We start from the raw sequence: 24,654 nt of genomic DNA, 5'->3' as shown, positions 1-24,654 counted from the left end.
CAGGAAAGAAGGGACCGCGGCCATGCGCGAGAACCTGGTGGAACGGCTTGTGCAGCATGCACGCACGGTGCCGGAGAAGGACGCCGTCGTCTTCGTACGGATGCGCGGAGCCGAGCCGCAGCCGGAAAGGGTGAGCTACGCGGAGCTGGACCGCGACGCGCGAGCCTTCGCCGGCTGGCTGCGCGAGCGCTGTGCGCCGGGCGACCGGGCACTGCTGCTGTACCCCAACGGACTCGACTTCGTCCGGGCCTTCGTGGGCTGTCTGTACGCCGGGGTCATCGCCGTGCCCGCGCCGGTGCCCGACAACAACGGCCGGCGCGGGTCGCGCACCTCCGCCATCGCGGACAACGCCCGGGTACGCCTCGTACTCACCGACTCGGGGCACCTGGAGTCGGTGTCCGAGGCCATCCAGGAGTCGGGGCTGCAGGACGTCCCCTGCGTCGCCACCGACACCACCGACCTCGGCGACGGCGCGAGCGGCACCGTGCTGTCACCCGACGGCGACACCGTGGCCTTCCTGCAGTACACCTCGGGTTCGACCAGTGACCCGAAGGGAGTCGTCGTCCCGCACCGTTCGCTGGCCGACAACCTCCGCTACATCTCGGACGCCTTCGGCCTGGACAGCGACACGGTCTCGTGCAGCTGGCTGCCGGTCTACCACGACATGGGCCTCATCGGCATGCTGCTGACTCCGCTGCTCATCGGCGGCACCGCGGTGCTGATGGCGCCGGGCGACTTCCTGCGCCGCCCGCACGCCTGGCTCCGGCTGTTCCAGGACCACCGCGGGACGTTCACCGCGGCCCCGAACTTCGCCTACGACATGTGCGTGCGGCGGGTGTCGCAGCAGCAGCTCGCCCTGCTGGACCTGTCCACGCTGCAGGCGGCGGTCAACGGCGCGGAGCCGGTCATCGCCGCCACCGTGGACCGCTTCAACAAGTACTTCGCCCCCGCGGGACTGCGCCCGGGTGCGGTCAAGCCCAGCTACGGCATGGCCGAGGCCACCCTGCTGGTCACCGGTACCCCGCACGGCCGCGGTCAGCTCATCACCAGGGTCGACGGCGCGGAGCTGGAGCAGAACCGCTTCGTCGCACAGTCCGAGGAAGGGGACGGCCCACTCATGGTGAGCAGCGGCCCCGTGGACCGACTCGACGTGCGCATCGTGGACCCGCTCACCCGCCAGACACAGGCCGACGGCAGGATCGGCGAGGTGTGGCTGCGGGGCGAGAGCCTCGCGATCGGCTACTGGAACAACGAGGCGGAGACCGAGCGGGCCTTCCGTGCCGCGACCGCCGACGGGGAGCAGGGCTTCCTGCGCACCGGAGACCTCGGCGCGCTGGACGGCGGCGAGCTGTACATCACCGGCCGCAGCAAGGACGTCATCATCATTCACGGCCGCAACCTCTACCCGCATGACATCGAGCGCGAGACGTCCCACCTGCATGTCGCCCTGCAGGGCCTGCAGGGCAGCGCCTGTCTGGTGCCGGCCGGGCAGGAGGAGGAGATCGTGGTGATGCACGAACTCAGCCCCGTGGAGAGCGCCGGACTCGACCTGGCCGCCCTGGCCCGCTCCATCCGGGAGGAGCTCGCCGCGTCGTTCAAGGTGCGGCTGCCCAGCGTGGTGCTGCTGCGGCCCGGGCATGTCCGCAGGACCACCAGCGGCAAGGTGCAACGGGCCCTGATGCGCGAGCTCTTCATGACCGGCGCACTCAAGTCGGTCCACGAGGAACTCGGCGCCGAGGTCGGCCGCCGTTACCGGGCGGGCGACGCGGGCGAGGGGACCCCCGCGCCGGGTGACGCGGCATGAGGCACTCGGCGTACCGCGCCGCGGAGGAGTTCGACCGCATGCTGGGCGATCCCCGCGACGAGGGCCGGCTCTTCTCCCACGCCCGTTCCCTCGTGCTGGACGAGCGTGAGGAGTTCCCGCTGGAGATCTGCCGGGAGCTGGATCTGCTCGGGCTTCCCGCGCACTACGTGCCCGTCGCCCACGGCGGAGCCATGCGCGGCTTCGAGGACACCCTGCAGATCATGCGGGGCATCGCCCGCCGCGACCTCACGGTCGCCATCGCGCACGGCAAGACGTTCCTCGGCGCCGTTTCGGTGTGGGTCGCCGGAGATCCCCGGCAGAGCCGGGACCTCGCGGCCGAGGTGCTCCGGGGCACGCCCGTGTCCTGGGGACTGACCGAGCGGGACCACGGGAGCGATCTGCTCGCGGGGGAGGTGCGCGCGGAGCGCACCGGCGACGGATATCGCGTGACCGGTGAGAAGTGGCTGATCAACAACGCCACCCGGGGCGACCTGGTCTGCGTACTGGCCCGCACCGCACCCGAGGGCGGCCCGCGCGGGTTCAGCGTCCTCCTGATCGACAAGCGCCGACTGGACCCGGCGAGTTTCCGTACCCACCCGGCGGCCCGGCTGCACGGCATCCGGGGTGCCGACATCAGCGGTGTGGCGTTCACCGGAGCCGAGGTCGACCGGTCCGCACTGATCGGCGCCGAGGGCGACGGTCTGGAGATCGTGCTGAAGAGCCTCCAGCTCACCCGCATTCTGTGCGCGGCACTGTCGCTCGGAGCGCTCGACCAGGCCCTGGACATGGCGACGGGGTACGCGCTCGCCCGACACAACCACGGCACGCCCCTGGTCCGGCTGCCGCAGTCGCGACGCCTGCTCGCCCAGTCCTACGCCGACCTGCTGACCGCCGAGGCCCTGACGGTGTTCGCGGCGCGGGCCCTGCACACCCTCCCCGGTGAGCTGTCGCTCGTCTCGGCGGTGACCAAGTTCCTGGTCCCGACGCTGGTGGAGCAGGCTCTGGGCAGACTGTCCAGGCTGGTGGGAACGCGTTCCCTGCTGCTCGGGGACACCTTCGAGCACGGCCGTTTCCAGAAGGTTCTCCGCGATCACCGGATCGTCGGCATCTTCGACGGCAGTTCCGTGATCAACCTGAACTCACTGGTCAACCAGTTCCCGCTCATCGCCCGCGCGCACCGTCGCGGTGCCGTGGACGAGGCTGGGCTGCATGCCGCCGCCGGCCTGACCGACCCCTTGCCCGACCTGGCCCCGGAGCGTCTGGAACTGCTGCCCCGCCACGGCAGCAGCCTGCTGCACGCGGTGCCGGCCGCCGTGGCGGAGCTGCGTGCCCTCGCCGCGTCCGGAGAGGTCCCCGGCTCGCTGGCGGCGCGCGCCGCCGAACTGGCCGAGGTGGTGGACGAGGTGATCGAGCAGATCGGCCGGCACAAACCGGTTCCGGTGGCGGCGCCCGCCCCCAGCTTCAGGCTCGCCGAGGACTACTCCCGGTGCTTCGCCGCGGCGGCCGCCCTCCAGCTCTGGCTGCGCAACCGGTCCGCCGTCGACTCGCCGGCCACCCATGGGCTGTGGGAATCAGGCCTGTGGCTGGAGTGCACCCTGACCACACTGCTGCGCCGGCTGCGGCCGACGCGGACCGACCGCCTCGTCGCAGGCGGAGGCGAGGACCCGGAAGCGGTCGTCGACCGGCTGGTGGAGCCGCTCATCGCCCAGCACTCCTCGGGACAACTGCCTTCGCTACTGCCCTACTCACGGCTGGGGGCGCCCGTATGACCGTCATCGACTCCTCGCCCCGTCGGCCGGCCGAACGCCTCGGCCCGCTCGACGACCTCGACACCCCGGAGCCACTGGAAACACTCTTCGGCGACCCGGACGACCCCGGCAACCCGGTGGGCCACCAGGCCTTCGTCGACGCGGACGAACGCGGGGACTTCCTCCCCGCCGGCCGGAAGACACTGGAAACCTTCGGCATCGGCGCGGAGTTCGTGCCCCGGGCGCTGGGCGGGCGCCTCGGCCAGGCCGACGACCTCGCCCGCGTGCTGCGCACGGTGTTCCGCCACGACGGTGCGCTGGCCCTGGGCCTCGGCGCCATCAACCTCATCGCCTCGTCCACCGTCTGGGCGGCCGGCGACGCCGAGCAGCGGCGCTGGCTGGCGTCCGTGCTGCTGGACAACCACCCGACCGCCGGTGCCATCACCGAGCTCGCCCACGGCGACGACCTCACCCGGACCCGGTTGCGGGCGAGCGAGCGGGACGGCGGGGTGGTGCTCTCCGGCCGCAAGGAGGTGATCAACAACGTCGCCCGGGCGCATGCCGTCACCGTCCTGGCGAGGACCAGCGAGGAACCGGGCAGCCGCAGCCACACACTGTTCCTGGTCGACCCGGCCGCCGTGCCACGCGAGCGCATGCGTTTCCTGCCGAGGTACCGCACCTCCGGGATGCGCGGAACCCACCTGGGCGGGGTCGAGTTCCTGGACTGCCCGCTGCCCGCCACCGCAGCGGTCGGCGGGTACGGCGACGCCATGGAGACCATCCTCCGCTGCTTCCAGGTCACCAAGTCCGTGGCCAGCGGCGCGGCCCTGGGCCTGGTGGACACCATGCTGCGGACCGTGCTCGACTTCGGCACGCAGCGCAGGCTCTACGGCCGGTCCGTGACCGAACTGCCGTATGTCGAGGCCGAGTTGGCCGACATCTTCACCGATCTGCTCATCTGCGACGCCATGACGACCACGACGTGCCGGGCGCTGCATGTGCTGCCCCGGCAGACCAGTGTGTACGCGGCGGCCACCAAGTACCTGGTCCCCGAGATCGAACAGCGCGCGGCCGATCGGCTCGCGCTGGCGCTCGGCGCCCGCTCCTTCCTGCGCGAAGGTCCGCACGCCGTGTTCCAGAAGCACTTCAGGGACCTGCCGGTAGCGGCCCTGGCGCACTCCGGGGCCACCGTGTGCCTTGCCACGGTCATACCGCAGCTGCCCCGGCTCGCGCGCAGGAGCTGGTTCACCTCGTCCGCGCCGGATCCGGCGCTGTTCCGGCTCGGCGAGCCCCTCCCGGACCTGGATTTCGGGCAGCTGGAGGCGAACGCGGGCCCCGACGACCAGGTCGTCGCGACCTTGCTGGACGTCGGGCGGGACAGCGTCACCGACCCGACGCTGCGGACCCTGTGCGCGCGCCTGGTCGACGAGCTGCGCGACCTGAGGGACGGCTGGCGCACGCTCGCCCCGCGCAACCGCACGCCGTTCGCCGGCCCCGTCGGCTTCGAACTCGCCGAACGCTACGCCGTCGTACTCGCGGCGTCCGCCTGCCTGGGCGTGTGGTGGCACAACCAGGATCACCCCAACCCCTTCATGCGGGACACGGCCTGGGTCGTCCGTGCCCTGGACCGGCTGACGGTCCGGCTCGGCCACGAGCCGCTGCCGGAAGCCGCATCCGCCACCCGGCAGGTCTTCGCCGAACTGCTCGGCCGGCACGCCGAACACCGGGCCTTCGACCTGATCGGCCGACGCCTGCACTGAGCCGTCCCGGCCCTCCACCGAAACAACCCCCACGAAAGGAACGACACGCGATGGCAACCGCCCCCGCCCCCGGAACCCGGACCGTCGACCGGGAGGAGATCCGGAGCAAGCTGCTGAGCCTGGTGGCCTCCTACCTCGAACAGCCGGTGACCGACATCCGGTCCGACGGGAAACTCGTGGACTACGGACTGGACTCGATCTTCGCGCTGACCCTCTGCGGCGATGTGGAGGACGAGTACGGCATCGAGGTCAAGTCCACGCTCGCGTGGGACCACCCCACGGTCGACGCGATCACGGAGTACGTCTACGAAGCCCTCACCGCCGAGGCCTGACCAGTCGTGACCAAGCGCCTCACTGCATCGTCGTCGCACTTCGGGCCCGCGCTCCTGGGAGTCGGCTCCTATCGGCCGCGACGTGTCGTCGACAACGACGAAATCTGCCGGAACATCGACTCGTCGGACGAATGGATCCGCTCCCGTACCGGAATCGTCAGCAGGCGATGGGCGGGCGCCGACGAGTCGATCGCCGACATGGCGGAACTCGCGGCGGAGAAGGCTCTCGCCGCGGCGGGGGTGCTGCCTCAGGACGTCGACTGCGTCATCGTCGCGACCTTCACGCACCTGAAGCAGACACCTGCCGTGGCAGCGGAGATCGCGCACCGCATCGGCGCCGTCGCAGCCGCCGCGTTCGACATCTCCGCCGGATGCGCCGGCTTCGTCCATGGTCTGGCCCTGGCCGCGGACACGGTCCGCAGCAGGGGGCGCCACGTCCTCGTGGTCGGCGCCGAACGGATGACGGATCTGCTCGACCGGGAGGACAGGTCGACCGCCTTCATCTTCGGTGACGGCGCCGGCGCAGTGGTCCTCGGCCCGGCGGCGACATCGGGTGTGGGCCCGGTGGTGTGGGGAGCCGACGGCTCACAGGCCGACGCCATCTCGCAGACCGTGCCCTGGGACGCGATGCGCGACGCACCCGACCAGAGGTGGCCGGCGCTGCGGCAGGACGGCCAGAAGGTGTTCCGCTGGGCCGTCTACGAGATGGCGAAGGTCGCCCGGCAGGCACTGGACGCCGCGGGACTGCAGGCGGGCGACCTGGACGCCTTCATCCCGCACCAGGCCAACGTGCGCATCATCGACGGCCTGGCGAGAGGCATCGGGCTGCCCGGCCATGTGGTGATCGCCCGGGACATCGTCACCACGGGCAACACCTCGGGAGCCTCGATTCCGCTGGCCATGGACGCGCTCCTGGGCGCCGGCGAGGTCCGCTCGGGCGGGCTGGCCCTGCTCCTGGGATACGGAGCCGGCCTGTCCTACGCCGCGACGGTGGTCGAGCTGCCCTAGCGGGTGCCTGGTGGGTTATCCCTACCGTCACCTCGTGGGCTGCCCCGCTACCGCGCCCGGCAGGCGACTGGCTAGCGTTCAGACAGATCGATCAGATCGATCAGATCGATCAGATCGATCAGATCGATTCGGACCTTGATCGGGAACAGACGAGGGGTACTCACATCAACACGTTGACTCGCGCTTCCCGGCGGTCCGTCGGAGCCGCACTGATCGCGCTTTCGACCGCCGTTGTCCTCACCGGGTGCAATCCGACGACACCACTCCACCGCACCAGCTACTCGCAGACGAGCCGCATCGGCGTCCAGCCGGGCATGTCGCTGAAGGTCGACACTCCGGGTATCGGGGTGACGCTGAGCGCGGGCGACGATGCGCAGGTCCGGGTCTCCGCCACCGGGGACTACTCCGATGCGCGCCCTCAGCTGACGACGTCGAAGTCGGGCGACACCGCCACCGTGAACGCGGATTGCTCCGGCTCGTGCGACCTCCAACTGCACATCACGCTGCCCGCCGCCATGCGCGCGCAGGTCGAGAGCGGGAATTCCGAAATCGTCGCGGAGGGCCTTGCCGGGAGTCTCGTCCTGCGCACCGGGGACGGCGCCATCACCGTCAGGCGCCCGACCGGGCCGCTGTCCTTGCACAGCGGGAACGGGCAGGTCACGCTGTCCGACGCGACGTCGCAGCAGGCCGACATCGCCACGACCGCCGGCGCTGTCGACGCAGCCTTCACCAGTGCTCCGGCCAAGGTGAACATCGCCACCAAGGACGGGGCGGTCGACCTCGCCGTGCCCTCGGGGGCCGGATACAGCGTCCTGGCCCACAGCAGCGGTTCCACCCCCGAGGTGGACGTGCCGAACAGCCGTGGCGCATCCCGTTCCCTCACGGTCTCCACGGCCGACGGGGGCATCCGTATTCACTGAAGCACCCGGGTGAAGCGGCCCGCCACGCCCAGATCCCCCTCGATCCGGTCCGCCGTCGCACGTAGTTGCGGCAGGATGTCCCGCTCGCACTCCTCGGCCGTGTGGCGGGCCGCGTGCATGGCCACGTTCAGGGCGGCGACCGCTCGGCCCGTGCGGTCGCGGACCGGGACCGCGATGGAGCGCAGCCCCTCCTCCAGCTCCTCGTCGACCAGGGCGTGACCCCGTGCCCGGGTCTCCTCCAGGACGTGCGCCAGGGCCGCGGGGGCGGTGATCGTGTGCCTTGTCAGCGGACGCAGCGGTCCCCACTCGCGCTCCGCCTCCGGCAGATCGGCCAGCAGGACGCGGCCCATCGACGTCGCGTACGCCGGCAGTCGCGTGCCCACCGCGATGTTCACGCTCATGATGCGGCTCGTGGCGACCCGCGCCGTGTACTGGATGTCGGACCCCGACAGCACCGCCAGCGACGTCGACTCATGGACGCGCAGGGCGAGTTCGGCCATGTGCGGGGCGGCGATCTCCGGCAGGGAGGTGCGGGACAGGGGCGGGAAGCCCAGCTCCAGGACGCGCGGCGTCAGCTCGAACACCCGGTCCCGCGCCCGCACCAGCCCCAGGTGCTCGTAAGTGATCAGCGCCCTGCGTGCGGTCGCCCGTGCCAGTCCGGTCGCCGTCGCCACGTCCGTCAGCGTCAGTCGTGCGCGCCCCTCGCCGAAGGCCGTCAGTACGGTCAGGCCGCGGGCGAGGGATTCGACGAACTCCCGGCCCAGTTCCTGTTTCGACGCGCCGGTCCAGGTCGCCAGGCCCGAGGGTGCGGCGGCCGGCTGGGCCGGCGGCGCCTCGCGCAGGTCGTCCTCCATCGCCCGTACCGCCGTACGCAGCCGGGGGAGCAGGGTGTCGCGCAGGTCCGCCGCGGTGTGGCGGCTGGTGTGGCTCACCACGCTCGCCGCGCAGGCGATGCGTCCGGTACGGGGATCCCGTACCGGCACGGAGACGGCGACCAGGCCCGGTTCGATCAGCTGGTCGTCCAACGCCCAGCCGTCCGCGGCCGATTCGGCTGCCCGTTGCTCGAAGTCCTTGTCCGGGGCGGGTTGTTGGTGGGGTGGGGGTACGGCCGGGAAGCGTGCCCCCTCCGGGTCCGCCGCCCTGCGCTCCCGCCACTGCCGCCACTCGTCCTTCGTCCACTCCGTCGCGAACAGCGAACCCGGCGCGGTGCGTTCGGCCGGCAGCAGGTCGCCGATGCGGAAGCTCAGGGACATCGCGCGGCGGCGGGTGGCCTGGTGGATGAAGCGGATGCCGTCGCGGTCGGCGACCGCCAGGGAGACGGATTCGTCCAGTTCGTCGGCGAGGGCGTCGGCCCTTCCGTCCAGCAGTGCGGGCAGGCGCAGGGCGGACAGGTAGGCGTTGCCCAGTTCCATCAGGCGGGGGGTGAGGATCACGTCGCGGCCGTCGAGGCGGACGTATCCCATGCGGGCGAGGGTGGCGGTGATCCGGTCGACCGTGGAGCGGGCGAGGCCGGTGGCCCGCTCCAGCCCGCTCGGGCTCAGCACCCCGCCGGCCTCGGTCAGCCGCTGCAGCACGGCGACCCCGCGGATGAGCGGTGCGACCGCCTCGGCCGGTACGACGGAAGAAGCTGACGGTACGGCGGAAGAAGCAGCCGGTACGGCCGGAGGAGCGGCGGCGGCGTCCGGCGTGGGCTTCGCGGGCATCGGATCTCCGGTGGGGCGGTCGGGGCATGCCTACCGTAATGCGGAGACCTGCTCCCTTCACTTCCGGCTTCTCAGCGCCGGGTCACGACCACCCGGTAGCTCCCGGACGCCTCGCGACCCACCACCGTGATCCGGATCCCCCTCTTCGGGTCCTTGAAGGCCTCGCCCGGTGTGAAGGGGGCGTCCGAGAGTTCCGCATGGACGTTGGGGCTGCGGGTGCAGCCGCCGCTGTCGCGCCGGGAGTCGTAGACCTTCACCGGGCCCATGCCGGTGTCCACGTTCGCGTCGACCTTGTAGATCAGTACGCCCGGGCGGCACACGGCCTCGTCGTTGCCCGCGCGGGTGCGCACCTCGACGGCGTACCCGGTGCGGCCGCTGAGCGGGACGAAGACCATCTTCGGGCCGCCCGCGCGTTCCAGCGGGGTCAGCGTGTACGCCGTGGTGCCGTGCCGCGAGGTGCAGCCGACCTGGGAGGCGTCCAGCCAGCCCAGCTTCCATTTGTGCCAGCCGAGCAGGTCGTTGTTGGCCCCCCAGTCCTCGCTCATGATGTCCCAGTGCCCGACCGCGCCGCCGCCCGCCTGGGTGTAGAGGTCGGGCAGGCCGAAGACATGGCCGTTCTCGTGCGGCAGCACCCGGTAGCCGGTCCTGGCGTAGGAGCCGGAGCCGTCGTCCTGGCGGGAGTAGACGAAGGACGCGTTGGCGACGGGGACGCCGTCGGCGACCGGTGCCTCGGTGTTGCCCGCGAAGGTCACCGACAGGACCGTGTCCAGGGCGGACGGGCCGGCGTTGGGCGTCATCAGCACGTTCAGGAAGTCGTACTCCCGGAAGTCCACCTTGGGGTCGGCGGCGCTCACGATGTCCTGGACGAGGTTGCGGTAGCCGGAGTCGAAGGGGGCACCGCGCTCTATGCCGTACGCCTTGAACGGCTTCGGCATGCGCAGCCAGTCCGGGATCGGGGTCTCCGGGCGGTAGTCCAGGCGGCCGTAGGAGGCGGTGCGGAACCACTGCCGGGTCTTCGGGAAGAACTCGTGGAACCGGTCGAGCGCCTTGCCCGGGCCGGGGGCGTCGGAGAAGTCGACCATCAGGGTCAGGGCGCGGACGGTGCCCGTGGAGCGGGAGTAGCCGGTGCCGGTCGGGACGCCCTCCGACAGCTGGATGGCGTGACCGCCCGTGATCATGCAGGGGCCGAGCACGGCGCCGCGGGCCGGTGCGACCGGGCCCGCCCCGGCCGCCGTGGAGCGCGCCGTCGGATGCCCGGTGCCGGCGGAGGTGCTGACCACGAAGGTCAGGGCGGTCACGGAGGCGAGGGCAGCCGCGCGGCGGGGGCGTATGCGACGGCTGAGCGGCATGCGCGGGCCCCTTCGTCCTGGCAGCCGCCGGTCTCAGGCTGCGCCCTTTCGATCACCCTGATTCGGGGTCTGCGCGGGCGCTCGCTGGAGGAGTCCGAACGTGGGGTTTCGGCGACAGAGGGGTGTGGCGCAGGTCACATCGAAACTTCTCGTCAACCTGAAATAACCGGGGAGCGTCTCCCCGTTTAGTCAGGTGTCCGAGCGAAACGGGGACTCCTTCCCCGGATCGCGGAAAACAGACCCGAGGAGCACACCGTGACCGCCACGACGACTGCGGACCCCGCGCAGCGCAAGGTGACCCGGCCGCGCGCCGACGCCCTGCGCAACCGGGAGCGGATCGTCACCGCCGCCCGGGAGATGTTCACCGAGCACGGCCCCTATGTGCCGCTCGACGAGATCGCCCGCCGGGCCGGCGTCGGCAACGCCACGGTGTACCGCAACTTCCCCGACCGCGACGCGCTCGTCCGCGAGGTCGTCTGCTCCGTCATGGACCGGACGGCGGAGGCGGCCGAGCAGGCGCTCGCGCAGAGCGGGGACCACTTCGAGGCGCTGGAGCGCTTCGTGCACACCGCCGCCGACGAGCGGATCAGCGCGCTGTGCCCGATGATCACCAGCACCTTCGACCAGAACCATCCCGATCTCGAAGCGGCGCGCGAGCGTCTGGAGCAGACCGTCGAGGAGTTCATGGACCGCGCCAAGGAGGCCGGCCAGCTCCGCCCCGACGTCGGCGTCGGCGACCTGATGGTCGTCGTGGCCCAGCTCAGCCGGCCCCCGGCCGGCACCGACTGCCTCGTCAACGACCGCTTCGTACACCGCCATCTGCAGCTGTTCCTGGACGGACTGCGGGCTCCGGCCCCTTCGGTCCTGCCAGGCACGCCCGTGACCGTGGAGGATCTGCGCCGGCCCTGCGATTAGTTCCGCACCCCAAGCCAGTCACTACACCGACTCACCGGCCGTCACCGTAGACGCGTAGGCGAGCCGTCCCCGCAAGACACGTCAAGACACGTTTTTTCCGTCACGAAGTCCCGAAGTGGGTACCCCCATGTCCGAAACAGCCTCAAAGGCTCCAGGCGCCGTCGAGAACGCGGGCGACGCCAACCGCTGGAAAGCGCTCGTCTTCATAGCCCTCGCCCAGCTGATGGTCGTCCTCGACGCGACCATCGTGAACATCGCCCTGCCGTCCGCCCAGACCGACCTGGGTATCTCGGACGGCAACCGCCAGTGGGTCGTCACGGCCTACGCCCTCGCCTTCGGCGGCCTGCTCCTGTTCGGCGGCCGGATCGCCGACCTGTGGGGCCGCAAGCGCGCCTTCGTCATCGGTCTGACCGGCTTCGCCGCCGCCTCCGCGCTCGGCGGAGCGGCCACCACCGGCGCCATGATGTTCGGCGCCCGCGCCCTCCAGGGCGCCTTCGGTGCCCTGCTCGCGCCCGCCGCGCTCTCCCTGCTCGCCGTGATGTTCACGGACGCCAAGGAGCGCGCCAAGGCGTTCGGTATCTACGGTGCGATCGCCGGTGGCGGCGGCGCCGTCGGCTTCATCCTCGGTGGCGTGCTCACCGAGTACATGGACTGGCGCTGGACGTTCTTCGTCAACATCCCGTTCGCCATCGTGGCCGCGCTGGGCGCGTACTTCGTCATCCGTGAGCCGGAGGGCGGCCGCAACCGCAACCCGCTCGACATCCCGGGCGTCCTGCTCTCCACCCTCGGCCTGGTCTCGCTGGTCTACGGCTTCACCCGCGCCGAGTCCGACGGCTGGGGCGACACCACGACCGTCTCCCTGTTCGTCGCGTCCGCGGTGCTCCTGATCGCGTTCGTCGTCACCGAGGCCAAGGTCAAGGCCCCGCTGCTGCCCCTGCGCGTGGTCACCGACCGCAACCGCGGCGGCATCTACCTCTCCCTCGGCATCGCCATCATCGCGATGTTCGGCACGTTCCTCTTCCTGACCTACTACCTGCAGGTCGTGAAGGGCTTCTCGCCGATCAAGACCGGCTTCGCCTTCCTGCCGATGATCGTCGGCATGATGATCGGCTCGACCCAGATCGGCACCCGTCTGATGACCCGGGTCCCGGCCCGGCTGCTGATGGGCCCCGGCTTCCTGGTCGCGGCGGGCGGCATGCTCCTGATGACCCAGCTGGAGATCGGCTCGTCGTACGCCTCGATCATCCTGCCGGCGATGGTGCTGCTCGGTCTCGGCATGGGTACGGCGTTCATGCCGGCCATGTCCCTGGCCACCCTGGGCGTCGAGCCCCGGGACGCCGGTGTCGCCTCCGCGATGGTCAACACCTCGCAGCAGGTGGGCGGCGCGATCGGTACGGCCCTGCTGAACACGATCGCCGCCTCCGCGACGACCGCGTACATCAAGGACCACATCGCCGGTGCGGCCTCCAAGTCGCAGCAGCAGCTGGTCGCGCTGCAGGGCCAGGTGCACGGCTACACCAACGCGATCTGGTTCGCCGTCGGCATGCTGGCGCTCGCCGCCGTGATCGTCGTGACCCTGGTCAACGCCGGCACCCCCGGCTCGACCACCGTGACCGGCTCCGAAGAGGGCGTCGAGGACGAGCTGGCCGTCCCGGTGGTCGCCCACTGACGGCGGCCGTCCGGTCGTACCCCTTCGGAATTCGGAACCATCCGTACGCGAGAGGAAGGGGACGCCTCCCGCGTACGACCCCCAGGTCCTGCCGTCACATTCGCGCCGTCCGCCCGAAGGGGGGCAGGCGGGAATGTGGCGGCAGGGCCTGCCTGCCCTGGCTTCCCTGAGTTGAGCGGCTCAGCGGAGCCAGGGCAGGTCCGCGCCCGCATCGCTGGGCTGGAGGCCCTCGGCGACGATCTGCATGATCTCGCCGAGGGTCTCCTGCTGTTCGGGGGTGAGCCGCTCGAACACGGCCTGCCGTACGGCCGTCACATGGCCCGGCGCGGTCCGCCCCAGCACCTCGGCGCCCTGGTCCGTCAGCACCGCGAACTGCCCCCGCTTGTCGGAGGGACAGTCCTCGCGCCGCACCCAGCCGTTCTTCTCCAGGCGCGCGATCGCGTGCGAGAGACGGGACCGGGTGATCTTCGACTTCATGGCCAGCTCGGTCATCCGCAGCCGCCGGCGGGGGGCCTCGGCGAGCCCGACCAGCAGCCCGTAGTAGATGTGCGGCATGCCCGCGTCCCGCTGGAGCTGGCGGTCGAGATGGTCCTCGAGAAGCGTGGTGGCGTGCAGATAGGAGCGCCAGATGCGCTGCTCGTCGTCGGTGAGCCAACGGGGTTCTTCGGTGGCTGCGTCCTGGGCAGGTGCGGATGCGGATGCCGTGTTCATGCATCTACTGTACGAGAGCTCTCCTTGAAACTTAAACAAACGGGGCGTATGCTCTGACGCAGGGAGTTTGAGAATTCAAGCATTGTTCCAGGCATTGTCCGAGTTTTGGGAGTCACCGCCATGTCCGCCGCCACTCAGGAGCGCATGCCCGCCCTCTATCTCAGCCACGGCGCCCCGCCACTCGCGGACGACCCGATCTGGCCCGGCGAACTCGCCGCCTGGTCCGCCGACCTGCCCCGCCCCAAGGCGATCCTCATGGTCTCCGCCCACTGGGAGGAGGCGCCGCTCGCGCTGGGCGCGGTGGAGACGATCCCGCTCGTCTACGACTTCTGGGGCTTCCCCGAGCACTACTACCGGGTGAAGTACGAGGCCCCGGGCGCTCCCGAACTCGCCAAGTCCGTACGGAAGTTGCTGCGCGCCCCGGGCGTACCCGTGCAGGACATCCCGGACCGTGGTCTCGACCACGGCGCCTATGTCCCGCTCGTCGAGATGTTCCCGGCCGCCGACATCCCGGTCCTGCAGATCTCCATGCCGACCCTCGACCCGGTGAGGCTGATGGAGATCGGCCGCAAGCTCGCACCGCTGCGCGACGAGGGTGTGCTGATCGTCGGCTCCGGCTTCTTCACCCACAACCTGGCGGCGCTGCGCCACACCGGCGGGGGAGTGCCGAGCTGGTCCTCCGAATTCGACGACTGGGGCCGGCGGGCGCTGGAGGCCCGGGACTGGGACGGCCTGCTGGACTTCCTCCACAAGGCCCCGGCGGGCCGCTACGCCCACCCGCGCACCGAGCACTTCGCCCCGCTGTTCGTGACCATGGGCGCGGCGGAGATCACCGGCGAGCTGGATGCGCAGCAGTCCGTGATCGACGGGTTCTGGATGGGCATGGCGAAGCGGTCGGTGCAGTTCGGCTGAGCTACAGCTGCTTTTCGTACCAGGCCACGTCCCAGTACCTGCCGAACTTCCGGCCCACCTCCCGGTATGTGCCGACGTACCGGAACCCGAAGCGTTCATGCAGCCGCGTGGACGCTTCGTTGGGCTGTGCGATGCCCGCGTAGGCGCGGTGCAGGTCCTCGTCCGCCAGGGCTTCGAAGAGCGCCTTGTACAGGAGCGTGCCGATGCCGCGCCGGCTCGCGTGCGGGGCGACGTACACCGTGACCTCGACCGAGGTGTCGTAGGCGGCCTTCGCCCGATAAGGGCTGGATGTGGCGTAGCCCAGAATTTCCTGTGTGTCCGCATCCGTGGCAACCATCAGCCGGTGCGGGCCGTCTTCAGGGTGGGAGAGCAGCCAAGGGCGGCGCTCTTCCGGAGTGAAGGCGGCAGTATCGAATGTGATGGGCGTCTCACGTACGTAGTGGTTGTAGATGTCGGTGAGAGCGTCGAGGTCCTCCTCGACTCCCGGCCTGACCTGCACCTCTGTACGCTCCGACACCATCAGGCCTCCCTCTGTGGCCGGACAGGGTACTGCATGATCAGAAAAATCGGGGTGCGGGTTGGGAATTCTGTCCGGATTCCAGTCGTTGTTTCCTTCGGAAGCAGGGCAACCGACCAAGGTGCCTAGCTGACAGACCACCCGCCAGCCCACCATCGCAAGGGAGCACGCATGGCAACCCGTGCCGTCGCCCGTCGTAAGTCCGCCACCGGCGAGACGGCCGACGCGGCACCTCGTGTTCGCGCCCACGCCGGCGAGATCGCCGACCGTGACCTGGTCGGCATGTATCTCGACGAGATAGCGCGCACACCGCTGCTCGACGCCGCCAAGGAGGTCGAGCTCTCGCAGACCATCGAGGCGGGTGTGTTCGCGCGACAGGTTATCGAGGGGTTCGAGGAGTCCAAGGCCGACGCCTCCCGCGAGGAGCTGGAGGCCCTGGTGGCCGAAGGGGAGCGGGCGAAGGACGTCTTCATCCGTTCCAACCTCCGCCTGGTCGTGGCCGTGGCGCGCCGTTACCCCCGTAGCGGTCTGCCCCTTCTCGACCTGATCCAGGAGGGCAATGCCGGTCTGGTGCGCGCGGTAGAGAAGTTCGACTACCGCAAGGGCTTCAAGTTCTCGACGTATGCGACCTGGTGGATCCGTCAGGCGATCACCCGCTCGATAGCGGACCAGTCGCGCACCATCCGGCTGCCCGTCCACCTGGTGGAGGAGCTGGGCCGGATCCGCCGTGTGCAGCGGGAGTTCAACCGCGAGCACGGCCGCGAACCGGAGCCCGCGGAGATCGCCGCCGAGCTCGGTTCGAACGCGGACCGCGTGATCGACGTCCTGGACTGGGCCCGCGACCCGGTCTCGCTGAACATGGCGGTGGACGACGACGGCGACACCCAGTTCGGCGACCTGCTGGAGGACACCTCGGCGGTCTCCCCCGAGCAGTCCGTCCTCACCCTGCTCCGCAGCGAGGAACTCGACCACCTCATCGGCCGCCTCGACCCGCGCACGGCGTCCATCATCAAGATGCGCTACGGCATCGACGACGGCCGCGAGCGCACCCTGACGGAGGTCGGCAAGGAGCACGGTCTGACCCGCGAGCGGATCCGGCAGATCGAGAAGCACGCCCTGCTGGAGCTGAAGAAGCTGGCGCGCAGCACCGGCTTCGAGGCGGCGGCGTAAGGCAGGCTCCGGGGTGGTGACGGGGGCGCGTGCGGCACTCGGTGGGCGCCGGGTGGCGTACGGCGCCCGTGGCCGCGCACGCCGGGTGGCGAAAGACCGCGCAAACATGGCGATGTAACGCCGCTTCAACCGTCAGAACACAGGGAACAAGACCTCAGGGCACAGGAGTTCGGCTTCATGCCACCCCCTGAACCACTGGGAACCAACCGGAACCGCTGGACCAAGTCCCGACGCACATCCCCCCCGGCGCCGGGACTCTCCTGAGCCGGGCTTCGGCGCCCCTCCCCCCGGGCGCCGGGGCCCGGCTCTCTTCGCGCATGAAGTCCGCACATGAAGGCGGGCCACCCCGAACCTGAACACCGGGGTGGCCCGCCTTCATGTGTGCCCACGTGGGGCGCGTGACACTCTGCCATATGATCGTCACGTTTCGCTAATGCCCGGTGCGCCGGCCCCCGCCGCCGCCCGTGTCAGCCGACCGCCCAGCTCCCGTGCCGCCGCGACGAGTTCCGCGGGGCCGCGCACCGTGAACTCCACGCCCAGCATTGCCAGCCGCACGGCCAGCCAGTCGGGCGGATCCCCGGACGTGGCCCGCAGCCGGCAGGAGTCCGCGTCGACCGGCTCCGGCACGCCCAGCCAGGCCGGCACCCGGGCCGCGACGGCCTCCGCGGGCGCGGCGAAGGCGACCTCGAAGTCGTACGACTCCCGCCCCCGCTGCATCGAGCGCCGCAGATATTCCGCAGCGCTCCCGGTCGGCAGCTCTCGCGGCGCGAACCGTGCGCCGGTCGCGAAGGGCTCGCTCACCCGGTCGACGCGGAAGGTGCGCCAGTCGGCGCGATCGAGGTCGTAGGCGACCAGGTACCAGCGACGGCCGGTCGAGACGAGCCGGTACGGCTCCGTCTGGCGCCGTGACTCGGTGCCGTCCCCGGCGCGGTAGGCGAACCGCAGCCGCTCCTGCCCCGCCACCGTGGACGCCATGACGGTCAGCGTCTCGGGCGCGATGCTGGCTCCGTCCCCGCTGGTCAGCGGTGTGGTCGCGGCCTGCAGGGTGGAGACGCGGTGGCGCAGGCGGGAGGGCAGCACCTGCTCCAGCTTGGCCAGGGCCCGCACCGACGCCTCGTCCACACCTTCCAGGGCATGCCCGGCACCCGCTCGCAGCCCGACCGCGATCGCCACCGCCTCCTCGTCGTCGAGCACGAGCGGCGGCATCGCCTTGCCCGCGACCAGGCGGTAGCCGCCCTCGGAGCCCAGCGTCGCCTGCACGGGATAGCCGAGCTCGCGCAGCCGGTCGATGTCCCGCCGTACCGTGCGCCGCGACACGCCCAGCCGGTCGGCGAGCTCACCGCCGGGCCATTCGCGGGGAGTCTGGAGGAGGGAGAGGAGTTGGAGGAGCCGGGCCGGGGTGTCCGTCGTCATGGTGCGAGCATGCCGCAGAACTAGGACACGATCTGGCCTAATGGGGGTCTAGCTTCTGAGTATGACCTCCACCGAGACCCCTTCCGATCCTTCCGTGGGCACCCCGGGTGCTCAGCCGGCCGTAGGCGACCGACGCCGCTGGTTCGCCCTCGCCATCGTGATGACCGCGGCCTTCATGGACCTCGTCGACGTCACGATCGTCAACATCGCGATCCCGTCGATCCAGCGGGACGCCGGCGCCTCCGTCAGCCAGATCCAGTGGATCACCGCGGGTTACGCCCTCGCCTTCGCCGCCGGCCTGATCACCGGCGGACGCCTCGGCGACATTCACGGCCGCAAGCGGCTGTTCCTCATCGGCATCGGCGGCTTCACCCTCGCCTCGGCCCTGTGCGGCTTCGCCGCGAACCCGGAGATGCTGGTCGCCTCCCGCATCCTGCAGGGCGGTATGGCGGCGATGATGGTGCCGCAGGTCCTGTCGATCGTGCACGCCACGTTCCCGGCGCACGAGCGGGGCAAGGTGTTCGGTCTGTTCGGCGCGATCGTGGGGCTCGGTGCCGTCTCGGGCCCGCTGCTGGGCGCGCTGCTGACGGAGTGGAACCTGTGGGGTCTCGAATGGCGGCCGATCTTCCTCATCAACCTGCCGGTGGGCATTGCGGGCCTGCTGCTCGGCAGTCGCTTCATCACCGAGTCGAAGGCCCCGCGGGCGCTGAAGCTGGACCTGGTCGGGGTCGCTCTCGTCACCCTCGGTCTGACGATGCTGCTCTACCCGCTGACCCGCGGGCGTGAGCTGGGCTGGCCGCTGTGGGGGTACGGCTCGATGGCCGGTGCGCTCGTCGTCTTCGCGGTGCTGGTGGCGTACGAGAGGCGGAAGGCCGTGCGGGACGGTTCTCCGCTGGTCGAGCTCTCGCTGTTCAGGGTGAAGAGTTTTGCGGCCGGTATCGCCGTACAGACCGTGTTCGGGATCGCGCTCGGGGTCTTCTTCCTGGTGTGGACGCTGTACATGCAGACCGGTCTGGGCTGGAGCCCGCTGCGGGCGGGGCTGACCGGGGTGCCGTTCTCGATCGCCGTATCGACGGCGGCCGGTCTGTCCGTGCAGCAGTTGGTGCCGCGGTTCGGCCGGAAGGTGCTCCAGGCGGGCGCGCTGCTCATGGCAGTCGGGGTCCTGCTCTACATCTGGGAGTCCGACCGCTACGGCCTCGCCATCGCCTCCTGGCAGATGGCGCTGCCCCTGATCGTGATGGGCGTCGGCATGGGCCTGATCGTCGCCCCGCTGACGGACGCGGTGCTCTCGGACGTGCCGCGCGAGCACGCCGGCTCGGCGTCGGGGCTCATCAACACCGTGCAGCAGATGGGCAATGCGCTGGGCCTCGGGCTGGTGTCGGTGGTGTTCTTCGGGGAGATCGGGGACCGGCTGACGCGGGCTCAGGTGGGACCGGCGTTTGTGAACGCCTTCCAGCACGCCCTGGGATGGGTCGCCGCCGTGATGACGGTCATCTTCCTCCTCATGTTCGCTCTGCCGAAGCGGGCCGGGGAGGCCCGGGAGGCGGACGAACCGGCGCAGGAGCGCGAGGCCGCCGAGCCGCACGCCGGGGGCATGCAGGACGCCCCCGCCCACCAGGAGAATCTGGCTTCGGTCAGGTAGCGCACTTGACACCCTGTCCCTAGTCTTTGCGGGGGCAGGGTGTTGTTTTGCGGGGGCAGGCTGTCGTATAGCAGGGTGTCCCCGACACGTGTTTATCCGGACAAGCGGCGGGACGTCATGGCATCGAGGAATCAGGCCACTCCATCCGAGGCGGCAGCATCGGAAACGGCCATGTCCAGCTGGCTTCCCGACCTCTCGGGGCTTTCCCTCGGGGAGCTCAGCAGCCTGGACAGTGTGGTTCTGGAATCCAGCGTCAAGCATCTGAAGCGCTGCGTCAACCAACCGCTTTCCACCATCGGTGGCAGCAGCGGCAGTTAGTTGCCGGAGGGTCCCCGGGACCGGTTAAATTTCACGGCACGTCACCCCTCCCGGCAGGGAACGAGGAAATCGTGCCGATGCACCATCACCACCTCTCCGAGTCCGTTCTGCGGTCCCTGATGGCCACCACAGAGGACGACACGGCGGTCGCCGTGCTCCTGGACGTGGAGTACAGCCGTCGGCTGCTTCTCATGCGGGCAATCCGGGACGCCTGTGCCGGCACCCCGGAGGCCGCCACCGCCCAGGTCGGCGAGGCGTGGCAGCTGCTGGAGAGTGCCGAGAAACTGCAGCCCGCGGCCTTCCGCGCGGTACTGCTCGATCCGCAGGTCGGCCTGTGGGCGGCCGCCCTGTTCAGGCGGCTGTCCCGGGCGGAGCGGGACGAGAGCGCCGAGGACGTGCCGCTCCGGGTGGAGCTGGGCTTCCTCGCCCAGTTCGCGGCCACGGTGTCGGTCCTGGCGGGCGCGTCCTTCCGGGTGCGGGTTCCGGTGCGGGACGGGACCGTGTTCCTGCCCTGCCTGGGGAGTGCGCGACTGGACACCGCCGAGCGCTGGGGGACCGCAGAGGTCCGGGCGCAGGACGGTGTGGTGAGCGTCGTCGGGGACGGTACGGCGGTGACGCTGCCGCAGGATCCCGAACGCGAGGCTCCCGGCTGGCAGGGACTGCGCCGGCTGCACGCCACCGCCGACGGCCTGACCCTCACGCTCACGATCGACGACCTCGGGCCGTACACGGCGGTGACCGGACTGGCCGCGTCCCGGCGGCTCGCCCCCGGGCAGTTCGCCGACTGGCAGCGCTGGATCTCCGCCATGTGGCCCCTTCTGGTGGCCGACCACCGGGCCGACGCCCGCGCACTCTCCGCCGGACTGCTGTCCCTCGTCCCGCTGCCCCACCGGGAACGCCTGCGGGGTCGCACCGCCTCCTCCAGCGACGCCTTCGGCTGTGTACTGCTGACCGAGCCGGACGAGGACACGGAGCAACTCCCGGCCCAGCTGGGCGTGGCCCTCATCCATGAGTTCCGGCACACCCTGCTCAACGGCCTCATCTTCCTTGCCCCGCTCTTCGAGGACTGCGGCGACCTGTTCTACGCCCCCTGGCGGGACGATCCGCGTCCGCTCGGCGGGCTGGTGCACGGGGCGTACGCCTTTTCGGGGGTTGCGCGCTACTGGCGTGCGCGGGGGGAGGAGGGGCTGGCGGGCTTCGAGTTCGCGCTGTGGCGTGACGCCCTGGACCAGGTGCTCACCACCCTGCGGGACCACCCCCTGCTGACCCCGCTCGGGCGCCGGCTCTGCGAGGCGCTCACGGAGCAGACCGCGCCCTGGCGCGCGGAGCCGGTGGGGCAGCACGAGCAGAACCTCGCCCGGCTGGCGTCCGCCCACCACCACGCGACCTGGCGCGCCCACCATCTGCACACCCCCGCGGCCCACGCACAGGCGCTGGCACAGGCCTGGCAGCACGGCCGGGCAGCCGTCGACGACACGGGCACCCCGCTGGGGCCCGAGCCCGAGCCCGAACTGCGCACGGACCCCGCCGCCTGCCGGCTCGACACCCTGGCCCTGCTGGCCCGCCTCAGCATCGTCGACCCGGCGTCGTACGCGAAGCTGCTCGCCGACGACGACCCCGGCGCCCAGGTGCCCGGCTCCGCCCCCGCCGATCTGGCACTGATGGCGGGTGACGCGGAAACCGCGGTGAAGCTGTACGCCGAGGAACTGGCCGTCGCCGGCGCCAGACCCGCCGCGTGGGCCGGCCTCGGCCTGGCACTGACGGAAACGGGCGAGCAGACCGCCGGTGCTGTCCTGACCAGCCGCCCTGAACTGGCAGTAGCCGTAAGCCGTTTGTTGCCGGAGCCACCGGATCCTGTTGCGCTGGCGCATTGGCTAGCGCCCCTTTAGGGGCGCGGGGAACTGCGCGACCAGCCACGACGGCGTCGCACATAATCGACGGCCAAGGCGCTACAACGGCATAGGGTCGATGTCGCAATCGGCCCGATGCTCCCAGTCGGCGGCTTGGGCTACCGCAGGGTGGCTGCTACCGAGCTTGCGGCTCAGGCGCTCGTGCGTGTCCGTGTGGAGCGTGGCGGCCTCGTCGGTGTGGCCGAGGGCGCGCAGGTCCATGGCGAGGTTGGCGGCGCAGGCAAGGGTCGAGGGGTGGTCGTTGTCGAAGACCTCGCGGGAGCGCCGCAGGGTTTCGGTGTCGAGTTCGAGGGCGGTGGCGGGGTCGCCGAGGGCGTAGTGGTCGCTGGCGAGGTTGGTGCGGCACACCAGGGTCGACGGATGTGTCTCGCCCAGGGTCGCCGTGAACTCCTCCAGCACCAGTGAGTTGATGTACTGGGAGGCCGCCGCGTTGCCCAGCAGCCGGTAGGTGATCGCCAGGTTCAGCGCGGCCGACAGGGCGTGCGGATGGCGTTTGCCGTACGTCTTCTCGTACTGCTCGCAGATGTCGGTGCCCAGCCGCAGCGCCTCCGGGAGGTCGCCGCTGTGCCGCAGGTGCACCGACAACTCCAGGGTGGCGGCCATGGATTCGGGGTTGCCGGTGCCGTACCGGTGGATGAGGTCGGTGCGGGCCTGCTCGGCCGTCTCCATCGCCTCCCGGTGCTCGCCGGCCTTGCGCAGTGCCACCGCGAGGTGCCGGAAGCAGGAGAGGCTGAGCGGATTGTTGCTGCCGAGCAGGGAGGTGGACCGCTCGACGAGTTCCCGGTGGAAGGTCAGGGCGACGCCGTACTCGCCCAGTTCGCGCGTGTTGAGGATGTGGCTCAGCCAGGTGCGCAGCGAGGCGACGTGGTCCTGGCCGTAGATCTCGGTGTAGCCGTTCCAGGTCTGCTGGTCGAGGTCGCGGGCGCGGGTGAAGTCGCCGACGAGGCGGAGGCTGACGCCGAGGTTGTGGGCGGCGCGCAGGGTTTCGGGGTCGTCGGGGCCCAGCAGCCGCAGGTACTGCTGGTGGACGGATTCGGAGAGGGCGAGGGCCTCGCTGAAGGCGCCGCTCACGCGGTGGTCGATGGCGACGTTGCCGAGGGCGTCGGTGGTGTCCTGGGCGTCGGGGCCGATGGTGCGTCGGTAGGCGTCCAGGACGGCCGAGTTGAGCTCGGCGGCCTCCCGGTAGCGGCCCAGACTGAAGAGCAGGAAGCCCAGCCAGCGGGCCACCTGGAGGGTCTGGGGGTGGTCCTGGCCGAGTTTCTGGGACCAGGTCTCGTGCGCGGTGCGGGCGAGCTCCAGGCAGGACTGGTAGTCGCCCCAGCGCAGGAGGTAGATGACCTCGTTGACGACGAGGTTGCGCACCCAGCCCTCGTCGGACTGGGTCGCGTCGGAGACGAGCACATGGGGGTAGAGCGAGCCGTACCGGTCCCAACGCAGCACGTTGTCCGGGTCGTTGGGGTCGCTCGCGGCCAGCAGCAGATGGGCACCGCGGCGCATGGTCGAGCGGTCCTCCTCCGTCATCCGGTACAGCAGTGCGGCCTGGACCAGGCGGTGCATCTGGAGGGAGTTGTTGCGGTGGTTGAAGCGGGCCAGTGAGTAGCGGCCGATCTCGCGTATCACCTGGCCGAGACGGATCGGGTCCTCCAGCGCCAGGTCCAGCTCCGGGGCGATCGAGCCGCGCGGCATACGGGCGAAGAGGGAGCGGGCGATGGGCTCGGGGGCGTAGAAGGAGCAGACCTGGAGGAGCTGGTAGGCGGCCGGGTTCTTGGTCTCCAGCTGGTCCAGGGAGATGTTCCAGGCCGCGATGACCGGGTGCTGGTTGTCCAACGGGGCCGTGCCGCGCAGCAGGTCCACGCGTTTCTCGGTCAGCAGGCGCAGATATTCGTCGACCAGCATGCCGGTCTCCGCATGCCAGGCGGCCGCCTGCTCGATGGCCAGCGGCAGGTCGCCCAGCGCCTGCGCCAGCCGGTCGGCGTCCTCGTCGCTGATCTCCGGGCCGCGCAGCCGCAGCAACTGCTTGCTCTCCTCCCGCAGGAAGACGTCCACCTCCAACGGGCGGGCGATGGACGCCCATTGAGGGTTGCGGGAGGTGATGAGGATGTTGCCGGGGCCGCCAGCCGGGAAGAACTGCCGTACCGCCTCCGGGCTTTCGGCGTTGTCGAACACCAACAGCCAGTTGGCGTACGGCTGTCCGATGCGCAGCGCCTCCAGGACGGCCGCGACCGTCGAGGAGGCGTCGCTGCCGGCGGCGATGCCGATGCGCGGGGCGAGCTCCACCAGGGACAGGGAGATCTGCGCGGTGCGCTCGGCGGAGATCCACCACACCACGTCGTACTCGGACATCCGGCGGTACAAGTACTCCACCGCCAGCAGACTCTTGCCGACGCCTCCCATGCCGTGCAGCGCGTGGGGCAGGACGGCTGTCGTCTTCTCCTGCAGCAGCCGCTGGTGGAGGGCTTCCAGAAGCTCCTTGCGACCGGTGAAGTTCGGGTTGCGCGGCGGGATGTTCCCCCAGACCGTGGGGGTGTTCCTGGTGCGTTCGGTACCCGCCGTGTTCGCCGGGGCCTGCTGTGGCATCGCCGGCCTCCTGTTCCCCTGATGCGTCGGGTGGTCGGCGCCGCCCGGGGTGCGGGCGACGGGGTGGCTGAGTGTGAAGGGTGCGGTGGTGCTGGTGCGGGACGAGGTTCGGTGCGCAGTCTGCTCCCGGAGGTCCGCGACCGCCTCGTCCACCTCTCTGGCCGGTTTCAGGAACGGCCCGGACAGGGCGTGGAGCACGGCGCTTTCCGCCAGCAGCCACGGACCGGACTCCGTGTCCACCGGAGGGACTTGGGACACGGAACGGCCGCGCAGCAG

At 70.7% G+C, this 24,654-nt stretch carries 18 protein-coding genes; 12 read left to right on the top strand and 6 right to left on the bottom strand.

The features are described from left to right. The first annotated feature begins 22 nt into the window (after positions 1-22). From P2Q00_RS17195 to P2Q00_RS17170, 6 genes are all read left to right on the top strand, one after another. Entirely contained in the window at positions 23-1,804 is a 1,782-nt protein-coding gene (locus P2Q00_RS17195; RefSeq protein WP_275773413.1) for a fatty acyl-AMP ligase, read from the top strand. Continuing rightward, complete coding sequence (locus P2Q00_RS17190; RefSeq protein ID WP_275773412.1) at positions 1,801-3,573, top strand: acyl-CoA dehydrogenase family protein; 1,773 nt, start codon at positions 1,801-1,803, stop codon at positions 3,571-3,573. Before P2Q00_RS17195 ends, P2Q00_RS17190 begins: the two co-directional genes overlap by 4 nt. Then, on the top strand, positions 3,570-5,312 hold the full coding sequence (locus tag P2Q00_RS17185; RefSeq protein WP_275773411.1) for an acyl-CoA dehydrogenase family protein: 1,743 nt from the start codon (positions 3,570-3,572) through the stop codon (positions 5,310-5,312). Before P2Q00_RS17190 ends, P2Q00_RS17185 begins: the two co-directional genes overlap by 4 nt. A gap of 50 nt (positions 5,313-5,362) precedes the next feature. Continuing rightward, positions 5,363-5,644: an acyl carrier protein gene (locus P2Q00_RS17180; protein WP_275773410.1), complete on the top strand. Its 282-nt coding sequence runs from the start codon at positions 5,363-5,365 to the stop codon at positions 5,642-5,644. A 6-nt stretch (positions 5,645-5,650) separates the two neighbouring features. Further along, positions 5,651-6,652 (top strand): beta-ketoacyl-ACP synthase 3, encoded by a 1,002-nt coding sequence (locus tag P2Q00_RS17175; protein WP_275773409.1) that lies wholly within the window; start codon positions 5,651-5,653, stop codon positions 6,650-6,652. A gap of 173 nt (positions 6,653-6,825) precedes the next feature. After that, positions 6,826-7,572: a DUF4097 family beta strand repeat-containing protein gene (locus tag P2Q00_RS17170; RefSeq protein ID WP_275773407.1), complete on the top strand. Its 747-nt coding sequence runs from the start codon at positions 6,826-6,828 to the stop codon at positions 7,570-7,572. Here the strand turns inward: P2Q00_RS17170 and P2Q00_RS17165 are convergent. Both P2Q00_RS17165 and P2Q00_RS17160 read right to left on the bottom strand, forming a co-directional pair. Then, on the bottom strand, positions 7,566-9,275 hold the full coding sequence (locus P2Q00_RS17165) for an IclR family transcriptional regulator domain-containing protein (RefSeq protein ID WP_275773406.1): 1,710 nt from the start codon (positions 9,273-9,275) through the stop codon (positions 7,566-7,568). The genes P2Q00_RS17170 and P2Q00_RS17165 overlap by 7 nt on opposite strands. A 71-nt stretch (positions 9,276-9,346) precedes the next feature. Next, a complete protein-coding gene (locus tag P2Q00_RS17160; RefSeq protein WP_275773405.1) occupies positions 9,347-10,624 on the bottom strand; it encodes a M6 family metalloprotease domain-containing protein in 1,278 nt (425 codons plus the stop codon). Between the two features lie 255 nt (positions 10,625-10,879). Here P2Q00_RS17160 and P2Q00_RS17155 point away from each other — a divergent pair, with 255 nt between their 5' ends. Together P2Q00_RS17155 and P2Q00_RS17150 are read left to right on the top strand one after the other, a co-directional pair. Further along, positions 10,880-11,539 carry a TetR/AcrR family transcriptional regulator gene (locus tag P2Q00_RS17155; RefSeq protein ID WP_275773404.1) on the top strand — a complete coding sequence of 220 codons (660 nt, stop codon included), beginning with the start codon at positions 10,880-10,882 and terminating at the stop codon, positions 11,537-11,539. Between the two features lie 127 nt (positions 11,540-11,666). Beyond that, positions 11,667-13,208: an MFS transporter gene (locus P2Q00_RS17150; RefSeq protein ID WP_275773403.1), complete on the top strand. Its 1,542-nt coding sequence runs from the start codon at positions 11,667-11,669 to the stop codon at positions 13,206-13,208. 180 nt (positions 13,209-13,388) lie between these two features. Here P2Q00_RS17150 and P2Q00_RS17145 read toward each other — a convergent pair whose 3' ends face one another. After that, a complete protein-coding gene (locus P2Q00_RS17145) occupies positions 13,389-13,919 on the bottom strand; it encodes a MarR family winged helix-turn-helix transcriptional regulator (protein WP_275773402.1) in 531 nt (176 codons plus the stop codon). A gap of 120 nt (positions 13,920-14,039) precedes the next feature. On the opposite strand from P2Q00_RS17145, the gene P2Q00_RS17140 reads away from it, so the two are divergent. Further along, a complete protein-coding gene (locus tag P2Q00_RS17140; protein ID WP_275773401.1) occupies positions 14,040-14,831 on the top strand; it encodes a dioxygenase family protein in 792 nt (263 codons plus the stop codon). Between the two features lies 1 nt (position 14,832). Here the strand turns inward: P2Q00_RS17140 and P2Q00_RS17135 are convergent, their stop codons facing one another. Further along, a complete protein-coding gene (locus P2Q00_RS17135; RefSeq protein ID WP_275773400.1) occupies positions 14,833-15,351 on the bottom strand; it encodes a GNAT family N-acetyltransferase in 519 nt (172 codons plus the stop codon). A 168-nt stretch (positions 15,352-15,519) separates the two neighbouring features. On the opposite strand from P2Q00_RS17135, the gene P2Q00_RS17130 reads away from it, so the two are divergent. After that, complete coding sequence (locus P2Q00_RS17130) at positions 15,520-16,518, top strand: sigma-70 family RNA polymerase sigma factor (RefSeq protein WP_275773399.1); 999 nt, start codon at positions 15,520-15,522, stop codon at positions 16,516-16,518. A 420-nt stretch (positions 16,519-16,938) separates the two neighbouring features. Here the strand turns inward: P2Q00_RS17130 and P2Q00_RS17125 are convergent, their stop codons facing one another. Beyond that, a complete protein-coding gene (locus P2Q00_RS17125) occupies positions 16,939-17,931 on the bottom strand; it encodes a helix-turn-helix transcriptional regulator (RefSeq protein ID WP_275773398.1) in 993 nt (330 codons plus the stop codon). Positions 17,932-17,992: 61 nt separating this feature from the next. Here P2Q00_RS17125 and P2Q00_RS17120 point away from each other — a divergent pair, with 61 nt between their 5' ends. Together P2Q00_RS17120 and P2Q00_RS17115 are read left to right on the top strand one after the other, a co-directional pair. Further along, positions 17,993-19,573: an MFS transporter gene (locus P2Q00_RS17120; protein ID WP_275773397.1), complete on the top strand. Its 1,581-nt coding sequence runs from the start codon at positions 17,993-17,995 to the stop codon at positions 19,571-19,573. A gap of 395 nt (positions 19,574-19,968) precedes the next feature. Beyond that, a complete protein-coding gene (locus P2Q00_RS17115; RefSeq protein WP_275773396.1) occupies positions 19,969-21,780 on the top strand; it encodes an HEXXH motif domain-containing protein in 1,812 nt (603 codons plus the stop codon). Between the two features lie 60 nt (positions 21,781-21,840). Here P2Q00_RS17115 and fxsT read toward each other — a convergent pair whose 3' ends face one another. After that, the gene (gene fxsT / locus P2Q00_RS17110; protein ID WP_338059322.1) at positions 21,841-24,576 is read right to left on the bottom strand and encodes an FxSxx-COOH system tetratricopeptide repeat protein; all 2,736 of its coding nucleotides are present in this window, start codon (positions 24,574-24,576) and stop codon (positions 21,841-21,843) included. Positions 24,577-24,654 lie beyond the last annotated feature (78 nt).

Source organism: Streptomyces coacervatus, from assembly GCF_029223485.1.
Classification (GTDB): Bacteria; Actinomycetota; Actinomycetes; order Streptomycetales; family Streptomycetaceae; genus Streptomyces; species Streptomyces coacervatus.
The sequence above is the reverse complement of the archived record's forward strand: the minus strand, read 5'-3'. Positions and strand labels throughout refer to the sequence as shown.